14 protein-coding genes, 2 pseudogenes and 2 riboswitches are annotated in these 15,939 nt (G+C 45.7%); of the genes and pseudogenes, 7 read left to right on the forward strand and 9 right to left on the reverse strand.

All coding sequences use genetic code 11. The features are described from left to right. Window positions 1–93: 93 nt before the first annotated feature. The 5 genes and pseudogenes from KY305_RS03915 to KY305_RS03935 all read left to right on the forward strand — a co-directional run bounded on the left by KY305_RS03915 (window position 94) and on the right by KY305_RS03935 (window position 4,675). A pseudogene (locus tag KY305_RS03915) lies at window positions 94–661 on the forward strand (response regulator). A 47-nt stretch (window positions 662–708) separates the two neighbouring features. Then, window positions 709–1,941 carry a peptidase T gene (gene pepT / locus KY305_RS03920; RefSeq protein WP_223061430.1) on the forward strand — a complete coding sequence of 411 codons (1,233 nt, stop codon included), beginning with the start codon at window positions 709–711 and terminating at the stop codon, window positions 1,939–1,941. A 582-nt stretch (window positions 1,942–2,523) separates the two neighbouring features. Next, a complete protein-coding gene (locus tag KY305_RS03925; RefSeq protein WP_223061431.1) occupies window positions 2,524–2,691 on the forward strand; it encodes a hypothetical protein in 168 nt (55 codons plus the stop codon). A 124-nt stretch (window positions 2,692–2,815) separates the two neighbouring features. Continuing rightward, a complete protein-coding gene (locus KY305_RS03930; RefSeq protein ID WP_223061432.1) occupies window positions 2,816–3,292 on the forward strand; it encodes an LURP-one-related/scramblase family protein in 477 nt (158 codons plus the stop codon). An 81-nt stretch (window positions 3,293–3,373) separates the two neighbouring features. Next, window positions 3,374–3,460, forward strand: a riboswitch (SAM riboswitch). A 78-nt stretch (window positions 3,461–3,538) separates the two neighbouring features. After that, window positions 3,539–4,675 (forward strand): 5-methyltetrahydropteroyltriglutamate--homocysteine S-methyltransferase, encoded by a 1,137-nt coding sequence (locus tag KY305_RS03935; protein WP_223061433.1) that lies wholly within the window; start codon window positions 3,539–3,541, stop codon window positions 4,673–4,675. A gap of 51 nt (window positions 4,676–4,726) precedes the next feature. Here KY305_RS03935 and KY305_RS03940 read toward each other — a convergent pair whose 3' ends face one another. Further along, window positions 4,727–5,575, reverse strand: a complete 849-nt coding sequence (locus KY305_RS03940; RefSeq protein ID WP_396021507.1) for a putative RNA methyltransferase — start codon at window positions 5,573–5,575, stop codon at window positions 4,727–4,729. A 445-nt stretch (window positions 5,576–6,020) separates the two neighbouring features. Further along, window positions 6,021–6,121, forward strand: a riboswitch (purine riboswitch). 138 nt (window positions 6,122–6,259) lie between these two features. Between KY305_RS03940 and KY305_RS03945 the strand changes: the two genes are divergently transcribed. Beyond that, on the forward strand, window positions 6,260–7,453 hold the full coding sequence (locus KY305_RS03945; protein WP_223061434.1) for a NupC/NupG family nucleoside CNT transporter: 1,194 nt from the start codon (window positions 6,260–6,262) through the stop codon (window positions 7,451–7,453). Between the two features lie 47 nt (window positions 7,454–7,500). Here KY305_RS03945 and KY305_RS03950 read toward each other — a convergent pair whose 3' ends face one another. The 5 genes and pseudogenes from KY305_RS03950 to licT form a co-directional block, all read right to left on the reverse strand. After that, complete coding sequence (locus KY305_RS03950) at window positions 7,501–8,175, reverse strand: DUF3298 and DUF4163 domain-containing protein (RefSeq protein ID WP_223061435.1); 675 nt, start codon at window positions 8,173–8,175, stop codon at window positions 7,501–7,503. A 138-nt stretch (window positions 8,176–8,313) separates the two neighbouring features. Beyond that, window positions 8,314–8,604, reverse strand: a complete 291-nt coding sequence (locus KY305_RS03955; protein WP_223061436.1) for a hypothetical protein — start codon at window positions 8,602–8,604, stop codon at window positions 8,314–8,316. Between the two features lie 69 nt (window positions 8,605–8,673). Further along, a complete protein-coding gene (locus KY305_RS03960) occupies window positions 8,674–10,725 on the reverse strand; it encodes a catalase (protein WP_223061437.1) in 2,052 nt (683 codons plus the stop codon). 143 nt (window positions 10,726–10,868) lie between these two features. Next, a pseudogene (locus KY305_RS03965) lies at window positions 10,869–11,035 on the reverse strand (glycoside hydrolase family 1 protein); the annotation flags it as partial. A gap of 232 nt (window positions 11,036–11,267) precedes the next feature. After that, a complete protein-coding gene (gene licT / locus KY305_RS03970; protein WP_223061438.1) occupies window positions 11,268–12,101 on the reverse strand; it encodes a BglG family transcription antiterminator LicT in 834 nt (277 codons plus the stop codon). Between the two features lie 167 nt (window positions 12,102–12,268). On the opposite strand from licT, the gene KY305_RS03975 reads away from it, so the two are divergent. Further along, complete coding sequence (locus KY305_RS03975; protein ID WP_223061439.1) at window positions 12,269–13,519, forward strand: MFS transporter; 1,251 nt, start codon at window positions 12,269–12,271, stop codon at window positions 13,517–13,519. A 32-nt stretch (window positions 13,520–13,551) separates the two neighbouring features. Here the strand turns inward: KY305_RS03975 and KY305_RS03980 are convergent, their stop codons facing one another. The 3 genes from KY305_RS03980 to KY305_RS03990 all read right to left on the reverse strand — a co-directional run bounded on the left by KY305_RS03980 (window position 13,552) and on the right by KY305_RS03990 (window position 15,665). After that, window positions 13,552–14,991 carry a DEAD/DEAH box helicase gene (locus KY305_RS03980; protein ID WP_223061440.1) on the reverse strand — a complete coding sequence of 480 codons (1,440 nt, stop codon included), beginning with the start codon at window positions 14,989–14,991 and terminating at the stop codon, window positions 13,552–13,554. A gap of 67 nt (window positions 14,992–15,058) precedes the next feature. Then, window positions 15,059–15,421, reverse strand: a complete 363-nt coding sequence (locus KY305_RS03985; protein ID WP_223061441.1) for a hypothetical protein — start codon at window positions 15,419–15,421, stop codon at window positions 15,059–15,061. A 55-nt stretch (window positions 15,422–15,476) separates the two neighbouring features. Next, window positions 15,477–15,665, reverse strand: coding sequence for an SMI1/KNR4 family protein (locus KY305_RS03990; RefSeq protein WP_262417545.1), 189 nt, complete (start codon window positions 15,663–15,665; stop codon window positions 15,477–15,479). Between the last annotated feature and the right edge of the window lie 274 nt (window positions 15,666–15,939).

Genomic DNA, 15,939 nt, shown 5'->3' on the forward strand with positions numbered 1-15,939 from the left:
GTTCCTTCATATTTTGTTTTCATCTGTGTAAAAAAATCAACCTGCCGATGGACGAATTGATTTCTTAAGGAATTGATCTTATGAGTATGAGCAATTATTTCATTTTGCCTGACTGACGACCAGCCGCTCGTCCGGGAAGGCTTCCGGTACATCATCAGGCACGCAAAAAGATATAATCGTCGCCGATGAGGCCGGTGACGGACGGGAAGCGGCGGCATCGCAATGCAAACGAAACCCGATGTCACCTTACTGGACGTCCAGATGCCGATTTTCTCAGGCATAGAAGCAACTAAAGAAATTATGACCGCCCTTCTCGATCCGAAAATCATCATTCTAACCACTTTCGATACTGAAGGATACACATCCTGAGGAATTAATTGACGCCGTTCGTGCTGCTGCAAAAGGAGAAGCCATTTTCCGGACAGCCACTGCCGCTAAACTCATTACACAAGCCTTTCAGAACAAACAAAGGCAGCCCCTTGCGCCGCACATTTACAAAACAGCAAATGACGTACGGTCTGAAAAATGAAGAAATTGCGGAACGCTTTTTGTCAGTGAAAGCACCGTAAAAACCCACGTCCACCGCATCACCCAAAAGTGCCGGGCGCAAGATTGGACTCAGGCGGTTGTGTTTGCGAGACGAAACGGGATTGTGAAATAGAAATTCTTTCCCCGGACATGGTAAGATAAGACAAAGGAGATGACGGTATGAAGAATGAGATCATTGAACGCTTTACGTCTTATGTAAAAGTCGATACACAATCTGATGAAAGCAATGAAAGCTGTCCTTCAACCCCCGGCCAGCTGACATTGGCGAACATGCTCGTGAACGAATTAAAGTCAATCGGCATGGAAGAGGTCACAATTGACGAGAACGGTTATGTGATGGCAACTCTGCCGGCAAACACAGACAAAGACGTGCCGACAATCGGTTTTCTTGCCCATGTAGACACCGCGACCGACTTTACCGGAAAGAATGTGAATCCTCAAATTATTGAAAGCTATGATGGACGTGACATTGTCTTGAATGAGAAGCTCAATGTCATTCTCTCACCGGAACAATTTCCGGAGCTTTCCGGCTATAAAGGCCAGACATTGATTACAACGGACGGTACGACGCTGCTCGGCGCCGATAATAAAGCAGGCATTGCGGAAATCATGACGGCAATGGCCTATTTGATCAAACATCCCGACATCAAACACGGAAACATCAGAGTCGCTTTTACGCCTGATGAAGAAATCGGCAGAGGCCCTCATAAATTTGATGTGGCCCGCTTTAACGCCGCTTTTGCCTACACGATAGACGGAGGCCCTCTCGGCGAACTTCAATATGAGAGCTTTAACGCTGCCGCCGCTAAACTTACGTGTTACGGAAAAAGCGTTCACCCCGGAACGGCAAAAAACAAAATGGTCAACGCTTCCAAAATCGCGATGGAATTCCATCACTCGCTGCCGAAAGAGGAAGCACCGGAATATACAGAAGGATACGAAGGGTTCTATCATTTAATATCAATGAACGGAGACGTATCTGAAGCCAAATTGTCATATATCATCAGAGATTTTGACAGAGACCGTTTTATAGCAAGAAAAGAAAACATGCAGGCGATTGCGGATTCACTCGCGGCCAAATACGGAGAAAACAGTGTCAGCCTTGAGCTGCATGATCAATACTACAATATGAGAGAAAAAATTGAGCCTGTCAGAGAAATTGTTGACGTGGCGTACGAAGCCATGAAAAACCTGGACATCGAACCGATTATCGAACCGATCCGCGGCGGAACTGACGGCTCACAGCTCTCATATATGGGTCTGCCGACTCCGAATATCTTCACGGGCGGCCAAAATTTCCACGGAAAATATGAATACATTTCTGTCGACCATATGGAAAAAGCCGTAAACGTCATCATCGAAATCGCAAAGCTGTTTGAAAAACGAGCCTAATCTAAAAACCAAAGCGCCTGTGCTTTGGTTTTTTCATCACCAAAATGAAACTTTTCCCCTTTTATTTCCGTAAATAAGGTATCAAACGGAAAGAAGGAGTGAAGAATATGGCCAGAGGCACCGTGGCGAAAGCCTTGAAAAAAAGCTTGATCACCTCGCGCAAACTTGAAACAAAATCAAACCCTTTCAAGAAGCTTCGAAAAATGTTTAAACGATTTTTTTAAGGTGTCGCATTTCTTTTTTGATATTTCACCTAAAAAATAAAGAAAGCGCTATCATATAAGTGCAGTTATTTTGCATATCAAATGAACTTTTAGGGTACTGAATAAACACAGGCAAGCGGAAATGACGTAATTAGTTAATTTGACACATGCAAAAAATAGCAATAAAGTTATATAAACTATGTTGATTTAACAGCCGATAGAACCTATAGAACCACAAGCCAGAGAAAACATCACATCTTATGGTCTTTTTTACGGAAATTGTCGCTGTTTTCCAAAAAAGTTTCAATTTTTTGAATACTTTTCGTTTGTTTTTCCGTACAATGAATAATACCAAAACTTTTTTTGGGAGGTATGTAAAATGATGTTACTTATATTCGCTGCTTTAACAGGTTATTTGGTTTTTTCTTTCAGTAAGGACAACCGCCGTAAAGCGCCAAAGACAAGCCCGCTGGTGACAGCTGCCGACACGACCAACATCATTGATTTAAACGCGATCCGTCAAAAACGCCGGATGCCGCTTTCATAATACGACAGCTGCCGCAGATAATCGGCAGCCTTTTTTTATTTCACTTCCAAAAATGACTATTATCCCGATAGAAATGAAACCTTTTGCCTCCTTTTTTCGTAGAAAATAAAAAAAGGAGTTTTTTATGTATCATTTTTATATTAAAGAGCGGATGTTTTCATTTAAGGATCATTTTCAAGTATTTAATGATGACGGAAAAGAGGTCTACAGGGTGGAGGGAAGCTTTTTTTCGTTTGGTGACGAACTGAAGCTGACGGATTTGGACGGCCGCACACTCGCCAGCATCGATCAGAAACTGATGTCTTTTGTTCCGCGTTATGAGATTTCTGTCAGCGGCAAGCCCGTATGTGAAGTGAGAAAGAAATTAACGTTTTTCAAACCGAAATTTGAAATTTCTCATCTCGGCTGGGAGATCACCGGTGATTTATGGGGGCAGGATTTCCAAATCACAGACGGCATGGCGGACCGCATGACCGTCAATAAAAAATGGCTGAGCTGGGGCGATTCTTACCATTTGCAGATTAAGAATGAAGAAGACATTCTCCTTTGTCTTGCGATTGCGATCGTTATTGATATGGTTCTATTTGAGGATGAAAATTAAAAATACTTATCGAAATATATTGACAATATAAAAAAACATACTAAGATTAATAGTAATACAGTTTATTCTGAATATGATGTTTCCTTATCAAGAGAGGTGGAGGGACTGGCCCTATGATACCCGGCAACCGCTGTTCAGCAGAATGGTGCTAAATCCTGAAGATAAGGTTGAGATTGCGGACGCAAGCTCTTCCCTATCCAAGGGAAGAGCTTTTTTTATATTCAAACAGGAAAGAAGGAATCGTGAATGTCACAGCAAAACACAAAACAGCCATTGAACACTCTTCTAAGAAAAAAACCGCCGTTTCGGGCAGATCAGGTCGGAAGCCTTTTGCGTCCGGCGGCTGTGAAAAAAGCGCGCTTGCAAAAAGCGGCGGGTGAGATCTCGGCCGAACAGCTCCGCCAGATTGAAAATGACGAAATCATCCGCATTGTGGAAAAGCAAAAGGAAACCGGCCTCAAAGTGGTGACTGACGGCGAATTCCGCCGGGCATGGTGGCATTTCGACTTTTTGGAAAATTTAGACGGAGTTGAAGCATTTACGCCGGAAAGCGGTATTCAGTTCCATAATGTACAGACAAAAGCGCGCGGCATTAAAGTGACCGGAGATATTGATTTTTCTGCTCATCCGATGCTTGACGACTATAAATTTCTTCACAGCATTGCCGGCGATGCCGTACCGAAAATGACCATTCCAAGCCCGAATATGCTGTTTTTCCGAGGCAAATTAGAAAAAGCGGCATATCAGAATGATTACAAACAATTTCAGCACGATGTGTCAAAGGCTTATAAAAAAGCCATTCAAGCTTTTTATGACGCCGGATGCCGCTACCTTCAGCTTGATGACACAGCATGGGCCGTTTTCTTATCAGAAGCGGGACTGCGTCAAATTGAAGCTTTCGGTACGACGCCGGATGAGCTGCGCCAGCTGTTTGCTGCATCCATTAATGATGCCATCGCAGACCGCCCTGACGACTTGACCGTTACGATGCATATTTGCCGCGGCAACTTCCAATCGACTTGGACAGCGGAAGGCGGCTACGACGCGGCGGCAGAAACGATTTTTGACGGGTTAGATCTGGACGGGCTGTTCTTGGAGTATGATGACTCGCGTTCAGGCGGCTTTGAACCGCTCCGTTATGTCAAACGCCCTGATCTTCAGCTTGTGCTCGGTCTGGTCACATCTAAGTTCGGCGAACTGGAAAGCAAGGACAGCATTAAACGCCGAATTGAAGAAGCTTCAAAATACGCCAGCCTGGACCAGCTCTGCCTCAGCCCGCAATGCGGATTCGCTTCCACTGAGGAAGGAAACCTGATCACAGAAGAACAGCAATGGGCAAAACTGCGCCATGTCGTCGAAATTGCCGGCGAGGTTTGGAAATAAGCAAATAATAAAGAAGACACGCTTGATGTCCCGAGCGTGTCTTCTTTCATTTTATAGAGGATCAATGCCAATCAGCATATCGACATCTACTGTAATCTCAGCAGTTTCCCTTGAGATAAAACGTTGAATTTTCTCTTCTGAATGTTTCCACGTTAAAGGCGTCATCTGAACCAGCAGGGTAAGGTCTGATTGAGATAAGGTCTTCGTATAACGCAGCCTCCTTCGCTCTGAGGTTCGGAAGACTGCTTGGAAACGGCTGACCGAAGAATCGTTGGTATACTTCCGTTTTTCGCTTCCGCCGAAAAAGAACTCTCTCACTTCTTTTAAGTAATCACGCCGCGGAACAACCTTGATCACTGCCCCGCCGTGTTTCAGAAGCCTGCTGTATTCCTTATAATTAGAAGGTGATAAAATCGACATAATCACGTCAAAACTGCTGTCGCCAAACGGCGTATCTGCCACATCAGCCACTGCAAAAACCGTATCCTCCCCGAACGCTTTGGAAGCGGACAGCACTCCTTCTTTTGAGATATCAATGCCTATACCCCTCACGGAATTCTCGGCTCGGAGCGCTCTGCATACAGCGGATACATGTGACCCCTCTCCGCATCCGGCATCCAGAACAGTCATCGGTTTTTGCGGAGATTGCAGGCAGCTGATGATCCCGGTAATCTCTCTGCGAAGCGGATCAAAGAATTTCTGTGTTTCAAAAAGCTCCCGTCTCGCTTCAAACAGTGCCCTTCGATACTGGCTTTTGACAGGCTTCGTCAGGAAATTCACATAACCTTGTTTGGAGATATCAAATGTATGCCCGCGTTCGCAAATAAAGCTTTTGTATAGGGAAACTGACATCGGCGCATGGCAAAGAGGACATCTGAATACTGATTGCCAGGCTTTCATCAATGCAGCGCGTTTTATTTTTTTATCAGACAAAAAAACACCTCATTCATTCGTTTTTAGATCAATGAAAAAGGCATAGATAAATAAACCTCGCACATTTCCTGAAAAATGAGATGCGGGCGGGTTTATTCTATTCATCTATACCTCTCATTATCTGTAACGAATGAACTGGATGATCATAGAGATGACTCCTTTTGTCTTTGTCTTTTGAGAGCTGTGCCCTCGGCTGTATTTTATCAGCTCTGATTCGTTTGCACAATTACAGAGAAGTTTTTCTAAAGCGGCCTTCGCAGCAAGAGCACGGCTTCCAAATTCCTTAAATGACCATTTACTATTTACATATATTTCATACCCTTTATTTTCTTTATTTATAATATAAATTTATTATTTTGAAAATATCTAAAAAGGTTGATTTTCAAAAATTGAAACGATAAAATACTGCTATCTCATGTTATATTGTTATTCTTGTATATGATCAGTAATATGGTCTGATTGTTTCTACCTAGCGCCGTAAAAGACTAGACTACAAGGAAGTTTGAATAAATTTGAACGAGTGAAAAGCGTATGACGCTGTCTTATTCTTTTCCTTTTTGCTCTTATTTTTCACACTTTCTGACATTCCGGAAATTGTGATGAATAAGAGCTTTTTTTATTTCCATAATAAACCTTATAGGAGTTGCTCACATGTATTTTTTATTGAACATTGTCGGCCTCATTGTTGTCATGGCAGTTGTTTTCTTATGTTCTCCTCAAAAAAGGAAGATTAAATGGCGTCCGATCATTATGCTTCTTGTTCTTGAGTTCCTGATGACTTGGTTTATGTTAGGAACAAAGGTCGGCGGCTTTGTCATCGGGAAAATCGGTGCGTTCTTTACATGGCTGATTTCTTGCGCCAGTCAAGGGATTGCGTTTGCTTTTCCGTCAGTTATGGCGAATCCGACGGTTGATTTTTTCTTCAGCGCCTTGCTGCCGATTATTTTCGTCGTCACCTTCTTTGACATGTTATCGTATTTCGGCATTTTGCCGTGGCTGATTGATAAAATCGGCTGGCTGATTTCTAAAGTGTCCCGTCTGCCGAAGCTGGAGAGCTTTTTCTCCATTCAGATGATGTTTTTAGGAAACACAGAAGCGTTAGCCGTGATCCGCCAGCAGCTTGCCATTGTGAACAACAATCGCCTGCTGACGTTCGGGCTGATGAGTATGAGCAGCATCAGCGGATCGATTATCGGCTCTTATCTGACGATGGTTCCTTCAACATATGTGTTTACAGCCATTCCGTTGAATTGCTTGAACGCGCTGCTGATCGCAAACATGCTGAATCCCGTTGATGTGTCGAAGGAAGACGATATTATATATGTCCCTTCGAAAGCGGAGAAAAAGGATTTCTTCTCTACGATTTCTAACAGTATGCTTGTCGGGATGAACATGGTCATTGTAATTTTAGCAATGGTGATCGGGTATGTAGCGTTAACGGCTGCGTTAAACGGAGTGCTCGGACTGTTTGTGCACGGTCTGACCATTCAAAAGATCTTCTCTTACATCTTTAGCCCGTTTGCGTTTCTCCTTGGGTTAAATTGGCATGATACAATGTATGTCGCACAGCTGATGGGAATTAAGCTCGCAACGAACGAATTTGTGGCGATGGCTGATCTCAAGGGACAATTGCAGGCATTACCGCCGCACACAATTGCCGTTGCGACGACATTCCTGACGTCATTCGCAAACTTCAGCACCATCGGTATGATTTATGGTTCTTATCAATCCCTGCTTGATGGCGAAAAATCATCCATTATCGGGAAAAACGTCTGGAAGCTGCTTGTAAGCGGAATTGCCGTTTCCTTATTAAGCGCGGCGATTGTCGGACTGTTTGTATGGTAAAACAGAAAAAGCGATACCACTCCGTTTTGGGGTGATATCGCTTTTTTTTATTGATAGACGGAAGCTGGCACGTGTACGTCGCGAATGCCCGCTGCGTAAGGACCCATGTCATATTGCCCGAACACAATGGCAATGCCGTCCTTCGTAAAGTAGAATGGCGTCTCTTTATTAAGAGAAATCTCCTTCTTCTTCACGTCAGGATAAAAAAGAGTGTCATGTTTTTTCATATAACTGTAAAGATAATCCTTCGTTTGATTTACCTTTGTTTTAGAATTCAGCACATTGTTCAGCGTAACCTGTTTTTTTGTCTTCAGGTCATAATTGTAAGTTTGAACGGCTGTCAGCCCGTGAGCACCGCCTGAGAAAATATAGTTCTCCGTTTGAATGCTAAGCTTGCCGCCTTGATTGTATTTCACCTGAAAGTCTGTTTGATATTCGGCCTTGTAGCCTTGTTTTTCAGCGTCTTTTTTATTTTTCACATATTCTTGCCAGGATGTCTCGATATACTTTTTGAAGTCTTGGTTGATTTTCTTTTCAAATGCTGCATTTCCGGTGTTTTGGACTTGAGGATACGTTAATTCCTTAACATGCTTATACGTATGGCTGGTGACGAGAGGCTTGCCGTTTTGTGCGGCTTGAGCTGAAGGCGCTGCGCCTCCAAACAGGGCGGCCAGCAGCACTGCTGCAAGCACAGCCGCCATTGTTTTACATATTTTCTTCATCACAATTCCTCCTTTTCTTGTACCGTTCCCTTTTTGAAAACGAGATACACTCTATAGACAGAGCAGAATGGAAAATTGTTTCTAGGTCTTCTTTCGCATTTTAGCCCATAAAAAAGAGACACGGATCATCCATGTCTCTTACGAAGGTCTTTGCGCAATGGCTTCATGAACCGCTTCAGCCAAATCTGAGTTGCCGAACATCTCCAAGACGCCGATGACGGTTTGATCGGGAATCGGTTCTGACTCCTCCTTCGGCGCCACAAGCTCCTCAACGGTTTTTTTCAGCCCCTCGTTTAAAGGCTGGCCGGGATAAGCCTTGCTGTAGAGCGCCATCGGGTCAAGATCGTGATTGACGCACCATTGGGCAAAGACTAAAATCATCATGTTTTCGTCGCGGCGGTAGTATTCTGCGAGCTGTTTTTCGTTCATGCTGCATGTCTCCTTAGCAAAAGGTGTTTGCCCTAAAGATACATCAGCATATGAGTGGTGTAAACTAAATCATGAAATTTCCCTGTCCCAATGCCTGTGCTCGGCTACGGCCTTGATAAATCGATCATTGTCATCTGTGACAAGGCCCGGGCCTTGTGCGGTTCCCGCAGCGAGTGTCAGCAGTTCTTTTCCTTCGCCGGCGGCACCGATTGCTTTGCAGTGGCTGAAGGCTTCGCTGACGAAATCTTTGGCCGCTTTTTGGGCTTTGAGGCTTTCAATGTTTTGTTTTCCGCCCGCGATATAGACGGCGTCGTACAATACTGAGTCCGCTGTCAGGAAGGTGGCCGCCGATTTGAGCTGGGTGCCGTTTTCTCCCTTAATTGCGCCTAAGGTCGGACTGATGATGTCGGCTCTGACTCCCGCTTGTTTGAATGCAAAAAGCGCCTGTTTCAATTCATCGTCGGCAAAGCCGTGATCAGCAAGAACGGCAATCTGTCTTGCGGCTGCCGTTTTCACCGTATTCGCTTGGCTTAAGGCCGGAGAACTGAACGTCTCATCAGAATCATGATCCTTTGACGGCGGGTTCACGCCGACCCCTTTTGCAATATGTTCGGCAAGCTCTGCGTCCACATTGCTGAATACATCAACCACCTGCTGCTGAACATCCTTGCTTTTCACTTTTCCGACCTCAAAACAGAATGCAGAAATGATGTGTTCTTTTTCAACAGGAGACATGCTGTTCCAAAACATCTTTGCCTGTGAGAAATAATCGTTGAAGCTCTCACTGCGCTGGCGGACTTTTCTGCCTTCGACTTTTTCCTGATAATGAACATAGCCTCCCTCTTCTTCTGTCGCCGGCGACGGATCGTTGTTTTGCAGGGAGTTTTTATGATAAGCGACTGGGCCTTTATTAATCGTCATGCGGTGATAGCCGTCATATTGGTTGTTATGGAACGGGCACACCGGACGGTTGATCGGAATCTCATGGAAGTTCGGCCCCCCGAGACGAATGAGCTGAGTATCCGTGTAAGAAAACAGCCGGCCTTGGAGAAGCGGATCATTTGTAAAATCAATGCCCGGCACGACATTCCCCGGGTGAAAGGCGACCTGCTCCGTCTCGGCGAATACGTTGTCCTGATTACGGTCAAGCGTCATTTTTCCGATCAGCTTGACGGGCACCAGTTCCTCCGGCCACAGCTTCGTCGGATCAAGAATATCAAAATCAAACTTGAATTCATCTTCCTCCTCAATCATCTGGACGCCAAGCTCATACTCAACTTTGCCGCCGTTTTCGATGGTTTCCCACAGATCGCGGCGGTGGAAATCCGCGTCTTTTCCGGCAATTTTCTGTGCCTCGTCCCACACGAGAGAATGAACGCCGAGCACAGGTTTCCAGTGAAACTTCACGAAGCGCGCTTTTCCTTTTTCATTGACGAAACGGAACGTATGCACCCCGAAGCCTTCCATCATCCGATAGCTGCGCGGGATACCGCGGTCAGACATCGTCCACATGACCATATGCGCAGATTCCGGATTATTTGCGACAAAGTCCCAGAACGTATCATGAGCTGTCGCGGCCTGAGGCATTTCATTGTGCGGCTCAGGCTTAAAAGCATGCACCAAATCCGGAAACTTAATCGCATCCTGAATGAAAAACACCGGGATGTTGTTTCCGACCAGATCATAGTTTCCTTCTTCCGTATAGAATTTGGTCGCGAAGCCCCTGGCGTCACGCACTGTGTCGCCTGATCCCTTGGAGCCCGCCACCGTTGAAAAACGGACAAAAACAGGCGTTTTCACAGACGGGTCCTGCAAAAATTTCGCCCGTGTATATTCGGTCATCGGTTCATACACCTGAAAATGCCCATGCACGCCGTACCCGCGCGCATGGACGATCCGTTCCGGAATCCGCTCATGGTCAAAGTGCGTCATTTTTTCACGAAAATGAAAATCCTCCATTAATGTAGGGCCGCGGACGCCCGCTTTCAAGGAATGCTCATCCTCTGATACACGAAGCCCCTGATTGGTCGTCATTTTTTTCCCGCTGTTATCGACCCGGTATTGTTCCAGCTGTTCGTTTTTTGTGTTTTCATTGATTCGTTTGTTTTGGTCTTTACTCATTTTCTGTCCCCCTGTATTCAATGACCTGACACTCTTTTACTAACCGGATACCCGAACCGTTTATGATATAAACGCTGATCATTGAAAAGCAAAAAAGAGAAAGCGGGGCGCTTTCTCTTTTCGGTAATCGTCATTGATCTGTTCTCCAGCTGATCAAAAGCGCTGAGGCCGTTTTCCGTGGTAATGAGCGGCATCCGGCAGCGGTCATAGATTTCAGGCATCGCAGAGCGGAAGCCGGTCGGATCGATTCCCAGCCGGCATCATTTTCCTTCAGATGCGGGTTGCTGCATCCGCGATAAACCCTGTCTTCAAATGCCGGCCGCCGCAGCGCCCCATATGCTTTCCTCTGCCGCATGTCACCTTCTGACAAAATAAAAAACCTAAACTACTACATACTCAGATAAGGATATCCGGGCTATAGTAATTTAGGTTTTGCCTGCTGGTCAGTAACAATCCTAAATAATTGATATTGATTTATACCAAAAATGGTATATGAAATCGATAATGTCAACGCTTTCATAATATGCATTTCTTTCTGTTCATTACGTTTGTTTCACAACCCTTTCAATGTGGATGGTTAAATAGAGGAGCTCGTCGCTTGTCAGTTTGCGGCCAAATTCTTTTTGAATGTACCGGTTAATTGTTTCAGTGCATTCATAAGCGTGATCGTACTTTTCTTTCACTGTTTTCAGCAGGAAATCATCCTGGCTTTTCATGCATGATCCGTTAAAGAGACGCTGTGCGAAAAATTTCAAATGGGTGACGAGGCGATAATAAAATAGAGATTCCTCATCATATTCTATACCGAAATAGTATTTTACGATACTCAAAATCTCCTGCATGACTTTTGTAATGTTAATGATATTCGGCATTTCCTCATTAAGCTCGGCATTGACGATGTGGAGCGCGATAAATCCGGCTTCATCCTCAGGAAGCGTCACACCGATTTTCTCCCTGATCATGGATAAGGCCTGCCTGCCGATTGCGTATTCATCCTTGTAGAGCCGCTTTGTTTCCCACAAAAGCGCGTTTTTGATATCCAGCCCTTTTTGATGGCGCTCCAAGGCGAAATGAATATGATCGGTCAAAGACACATAGATGCTGTCATTCAGTTTTTTTCCGAGCTGCATTTTGGCATAGCTGATAATTTCCTCTGACACTTCCATATTCTCAAGCGGAATATCGTATAAAAGGGTTTTGAACTTTTCGGACACATCTTTATTATCAAGCGTGAATATTTTTTCGATGCGTGTTTCATCGACCGGATCGCCCGTTTTCTTCTGAAAGGCGATTCCCCGGCCCATGATGACCAATTCCCGTTCCCCTTCATTTATCACGCTGATGACGTTATTATTAATGATTTTCGCAATTTTCATTCTCTTTCCCTCCCATCTTACCATTTACCTGCTACACTTTGATTGTACCTCCTTTTTGTACTAGGTCAATATCTTCAGGTCAATCAGCTTAACTCGCGGAAATCTTTGTCCAGCAATCAGATAAAGGTGCATATGATGTAGGGAAGAGTATACCGGAAGGAGCATGTGTGATGAAACGGTTTTCGAAGGAAGAAAACAGCTGGATGCTGTATGATTGGGCCAATTCAGCCTACTCGGTCATTATTATGACTGCGGTTTTCCCTTTATTTTTTAAGGCTTCGGCGTCAGACAACGGCGTCAGCGCGGCCGATTCTACTGCGTATTTGGGCTACACCATTGCGGCTGCGACTTTTATTTTGGCCATGCTTGGCCCCATTCTAGGAACGATAGCCGATTATAAAGGATGCAAAAAACGTTTCTTCACTTTCTTTTTTCTGACCGGCGTGGCTGGCACCGCCTTTCTGGCTTTTATTCCCGGTGAGTATTGGCAGCTGTTATTGGTCTGTTATACGATTTCCACGATTGGTTTTGCCGGCTCTAATGTGTTTTATGATGCCTTTCTCGTTGATGTGGCGGCGAAGGAGCGGATGAACTTGGTGTCCGCCCGGGGCTTTGGCTTAGGGTACATCGGCAGTACGATCCCTTTTCTCCTCAGCATTGCCGTCATCCTCTCAGCGCAAGCCGGTGTGATTCCGTTGTCTGCCGGCACCGCAAGCCGAATCGCCTTTTTTATTACCGCCGCTTGGTGGGGGCTTTTCTCCATCCCGCTTCTCCTCCACGTCCGCCAGCGCTATTACATTGAAAGGGAGCCGCGGCTTGTGATCAGCAGTTTTAAAAGACTCACAGGCACGATAAAACAGATCAGGCGGTACCGGGCGCTGTTTTTATTTCTTCTTGCTTATTTCTTTTATATCGACGGGGTCGGCACCATTATTACGATGTCCACGTCATATGGCGCTGACCTCGGCATCAGCGCAGCGAATCTGCTGATCATTTTGTTTGTCACTCAGGTCGTTGCCGCGCCCTTTTCGATTCTGTACGGGAGGCTGGCCGAACGCTTTAAGGGAAAAACGATGCTTTACGCCGGGATCGGCATGTATATGATTGTCTGCACGTACGCTTATTTTATGGATAATGCGCTTGATTTCTGGATTTTGGCAATGCTTGTCGCCACTTCTCAAGGCGGTATTCAGGCCCTGAGCCGTTCTTATTTCGCGAAGCTTGTCCCCAAGCAGCACGCCAATGAGTTTTTCGGCTTTTATAATATTTTCGGCAAATTCGCCTCCATTATCGGGCCGCTTCTGATCGCCGTTACCGCCCAGCTGACCGGAAACTCATCGGCCGCGGTATTCAGTCTGATTATTTTGTTTGTGGTCGGGATCGTGATTCTTGCTTTTGTCCCCGAAGAGACGGCATAAGAAAAAGCCTGCGTTCAAACAGGCTTTCTTTTTTACTTATTCGCTTTATTGACTTTGAGCTTCTTGCCTTTGATCGTCGTGTTTTTCATGACTTTCAGAACATGCGGCCCTTTGCCATTTAAGATTTCGACGTAGGAAGCGTTGTCCATGATGGTGATAATGCCGATGTCATCGGCCGTTACCCCGTCAATTTTGGCAATCGTTCCGACAAAATCGACCGCTCTGATTTTCTTCTTTTTTCCGCCGTTAAAGTACAGCTTCATGATGTCTTTATTTAACTGTTCGCTTTTGTCTTTTTTCATCACCGGGCGCGCGTTCAGTTTTTCTGTGAAAGCCGCTTTCCGTTCCGCTGTTTCTTCCTGAGACGGCGCCTCCCGCTTTGTGATGCCAAAGCCGATATAATCCTCAATCTCAGCCAGAAATCTCGTTTCAAACGGCGTGACAAACGTCACCGCTTGTCCCCGATGTCCCGCGCGGCCCGTTCTGCCCGTGCGGTGTACATAGCTTTCCTTTTCAAGCGGAATGTCGTAATTGATGACGAGACTGATGTTTTCGATATCGATTCCTCTGGCCGCAACGTCTGTCGCGATTAAATAGCGGAACTCGCCCCGCTTGAATTCGTTCATGACGTCAAAGCGGTCCTCCTGCACCATGCCGCCGTGGATTTTATCGCAAGGATATCCTAACCTGTCCAGCTCATCAGTTAACTGACTGACCCTTTCTTTTGTCCGGCAGAACATTATGCAGCTGTCGGGGTTTTCCGTGATAAGGACATCGCGCAGCAATGACGATTTATCCTCTTCTTTGACCCGGATGACAAAATGCTCGATTTCTTTCGTCGTCAGGCCCTCCGCTTTGATCTCGATCAGGTCCGGCTCTTTCATATACGTTCGGCTGAGATGCTCCACGTCGTCCGGAAGCGTCGCTGAAAAGAGCATGGTCACCCGCTCCTTCGGCAAGCGCTGAATGATCGCTTCCACCTGCTCAATGAATCCCATATTCAGCATTTCATCGGCTTCATCAATCACAAGATACGCCAGCCGCTCGATCGGAAGCGTGCCTTTTTCAATATGATCAAGCACACGGCCCGGCGTTCCTACAACAACATGGCTTTTTTGCTTCAGCTCCGTTTTCTGTTTTTCAAAAGAGGATTTTCCGAAAACCGCCGTCGCTTTGATCCGTTTGAAACGGCCGATATTCGTGATATCCTCCCGGACTTGCGCCGCCAGCTCGCGCGTCGGCGTCAAAATCAAGGCCTGCGGTTTGTTTTCTTCCCAATCTGCCAGCTCGCAGATCGGGATGCCGAAGGCCGCGGTTTTGCCGCTTCCCGTCTGTGATTTGACGACGAGGTCTTTTTTTTGCAGCGCGGCGGGGATGACATGCCTCTGCACCTCAGTCGGCTCGGTATATTGCAGACCTTCCAGCGCTCTTGCGATGTCGGGGCTGATAGAAAAATCTTTAAATTCGCTCATGAATAAACTCCTTCTCTGTCTAACTCCCCTCATTATACGCGAAACGCTGACAGTTTACCCTGCCGTTTTATGAGACGCTGTCTGGGGGCTGCTTTTTCCGCACGTCAAGCACGTCCCATTTGCCGCAATAGAAGCTTATGCTATTCTCCTGGTCATCCACATAATAGCGAAGCCGTTCCCACCCGCTGTCTATCGGGCTGATGTCCAGATAAATGTCGGTGATACTTTCGAGATCGTCCAGCCGGGCAGAGCACACGTCTTCAAAACGCAGCACGGCGTCATATTTTCCATCAGACAGCTTCAGCTCAAATACGGGAATTTTATCGTAATATTCGTTATATCCGGTATAGAAAGTAAACTCCGTTAATTCAAAACACCCCGGCGAATCCAGCCGCAGCCGGGCTGCTTTCTCATGTTTGTGCCACTCCATTTTGTGCCTCCTTATTGACAGCTGATTTGGCATGTCTGCCTTCTCCTCTGCCGCTTCATATTGACGGTCTATTTTGCCTGATCACATCATCCCAGGTTTTCTGTAAACGGCCTTGTTCACGGATAGGGAAAAAAATCCACTCCCCGATTTCCGCAGGGTTCTTTTTACAAAGCAGCCGTTTATATGCTTTCGGGAAAGACGCTCCCAAGCTTTTTTCCGCGGCGCTGAACTCTTCTTCTGTCATTCTGTTATTCCTCCCCCGTAAAAGCATGAAATTCAGTCGAGACAAAGGCCTCATTGCAAGCACATTCACACTGATGCAATCAAAAAATGAGATAGTACATGCCGGTTTCTTCATCCTATTAGTAGTCTGCGTAACGATAGCGGTTGTATTTTACTTCGTCGAGTCAAATAACAGAACCCCCGACCTTGAGTGAAGATTGGGGGTTAACTTTATATGATTATTGAACCATTTCATATTAAGAGACGAACTGCAAATCGACAACAATTCAACGCTT

The sequence above is a fragment of the Bacillus sp. YC2 genome (assembly GCF_019891195.1).
Taxonomy (GTDB): Bacteria; Bacillota; Bacilli; order Bacillales; family Bacillaceae; genus Bacillus.

Coding starts and splice junctions, on each gene's coding strand:
- KY305_RS03960 (WP_223061437.1), bottom strand. CDS start 10,725: ATGAGTAAAGACCAAAACAAACGAATCAATGAAAACACAAAAAACGAA.
- KY305_RS03980 (WP_223061440.1), bottom strand. CDS start 14,991: ATGAGCGAATTTAAAGATTTTTCTATCAGCCCCGACATCGCAAGAGCG.
- licT (WP_223061438.1), bottom strand. CDS start 12,101: ATGAAAATTGCGAAAATCATTAATAATAACGTCATCAGCGTGATAAAT.
- KY305_RS03985 (WP_223061441.1), bottom strand. CDS start 15,421: ATGGAGTGGCACAAACATGAGAAAGCAGCCCGGCTGCGGCTGGATTCG.
- KY305_RS03925 (WP_223061431.1), top strand. CDS start 2,524: ATGATGTTACTTATATTCGCTGCTTTAACAGGTTATTTGGTTTTTTCT.
- KY305_RS03940 (WP_396021507.1), bottom strand. CDS start 5,575: ATGAAAGCCTGGCAATCAGTATTCAGATGTCCTCTTTGCCATGCGCCG.
- KY305_RS03935 (WP_223061433.1), top strand. CDS start 3,539: ATGTCACAGCAAAACACAAAACAGCCATTGAACACTCTTCTAAGAAAA.
- pepT (WP_223061430.1), top strand. CDS start 709: ATGAAGAATGAGATCATTGAACGCTTTACGTCTTATGTAAAAGTCGAT.
- KY305_RS03955 (WP_223061436.1), bottom strand. CDS start 8,604: ATGAACGAAAAACAGCTCGCAGAATACTACCGCCGCGACGAAAACATG.
- KY305_RS03990 (WP_262417545.1), bottom strand. CDS start 15,665: ATGACAGAAGAAGAGTTCAGCGCCGCGGAAAAAAGCTTGGGAGCGTCT.
- KY305_RS03945 (WP_223061434.1), top strand. CDS start 6,260: ATGTATTTTTTATTGAACATTGTCGGCCTCATTGTTGTCATGGCAGTT.
- KY305_RS03930 (WP_223061432.1), top strand. CDS start 2,816: ATGTATCATTTTTATATTAAAGAGCGGATGTTTTCATTTAAGGATCAT.
- KY305_RS03950 (WP_223061435.1), bottom strand. CDS start 8,175: ATGAAGAAAATATGTAAAACAATGGCGGCTGTGCTTGCAGCAGTGCTG.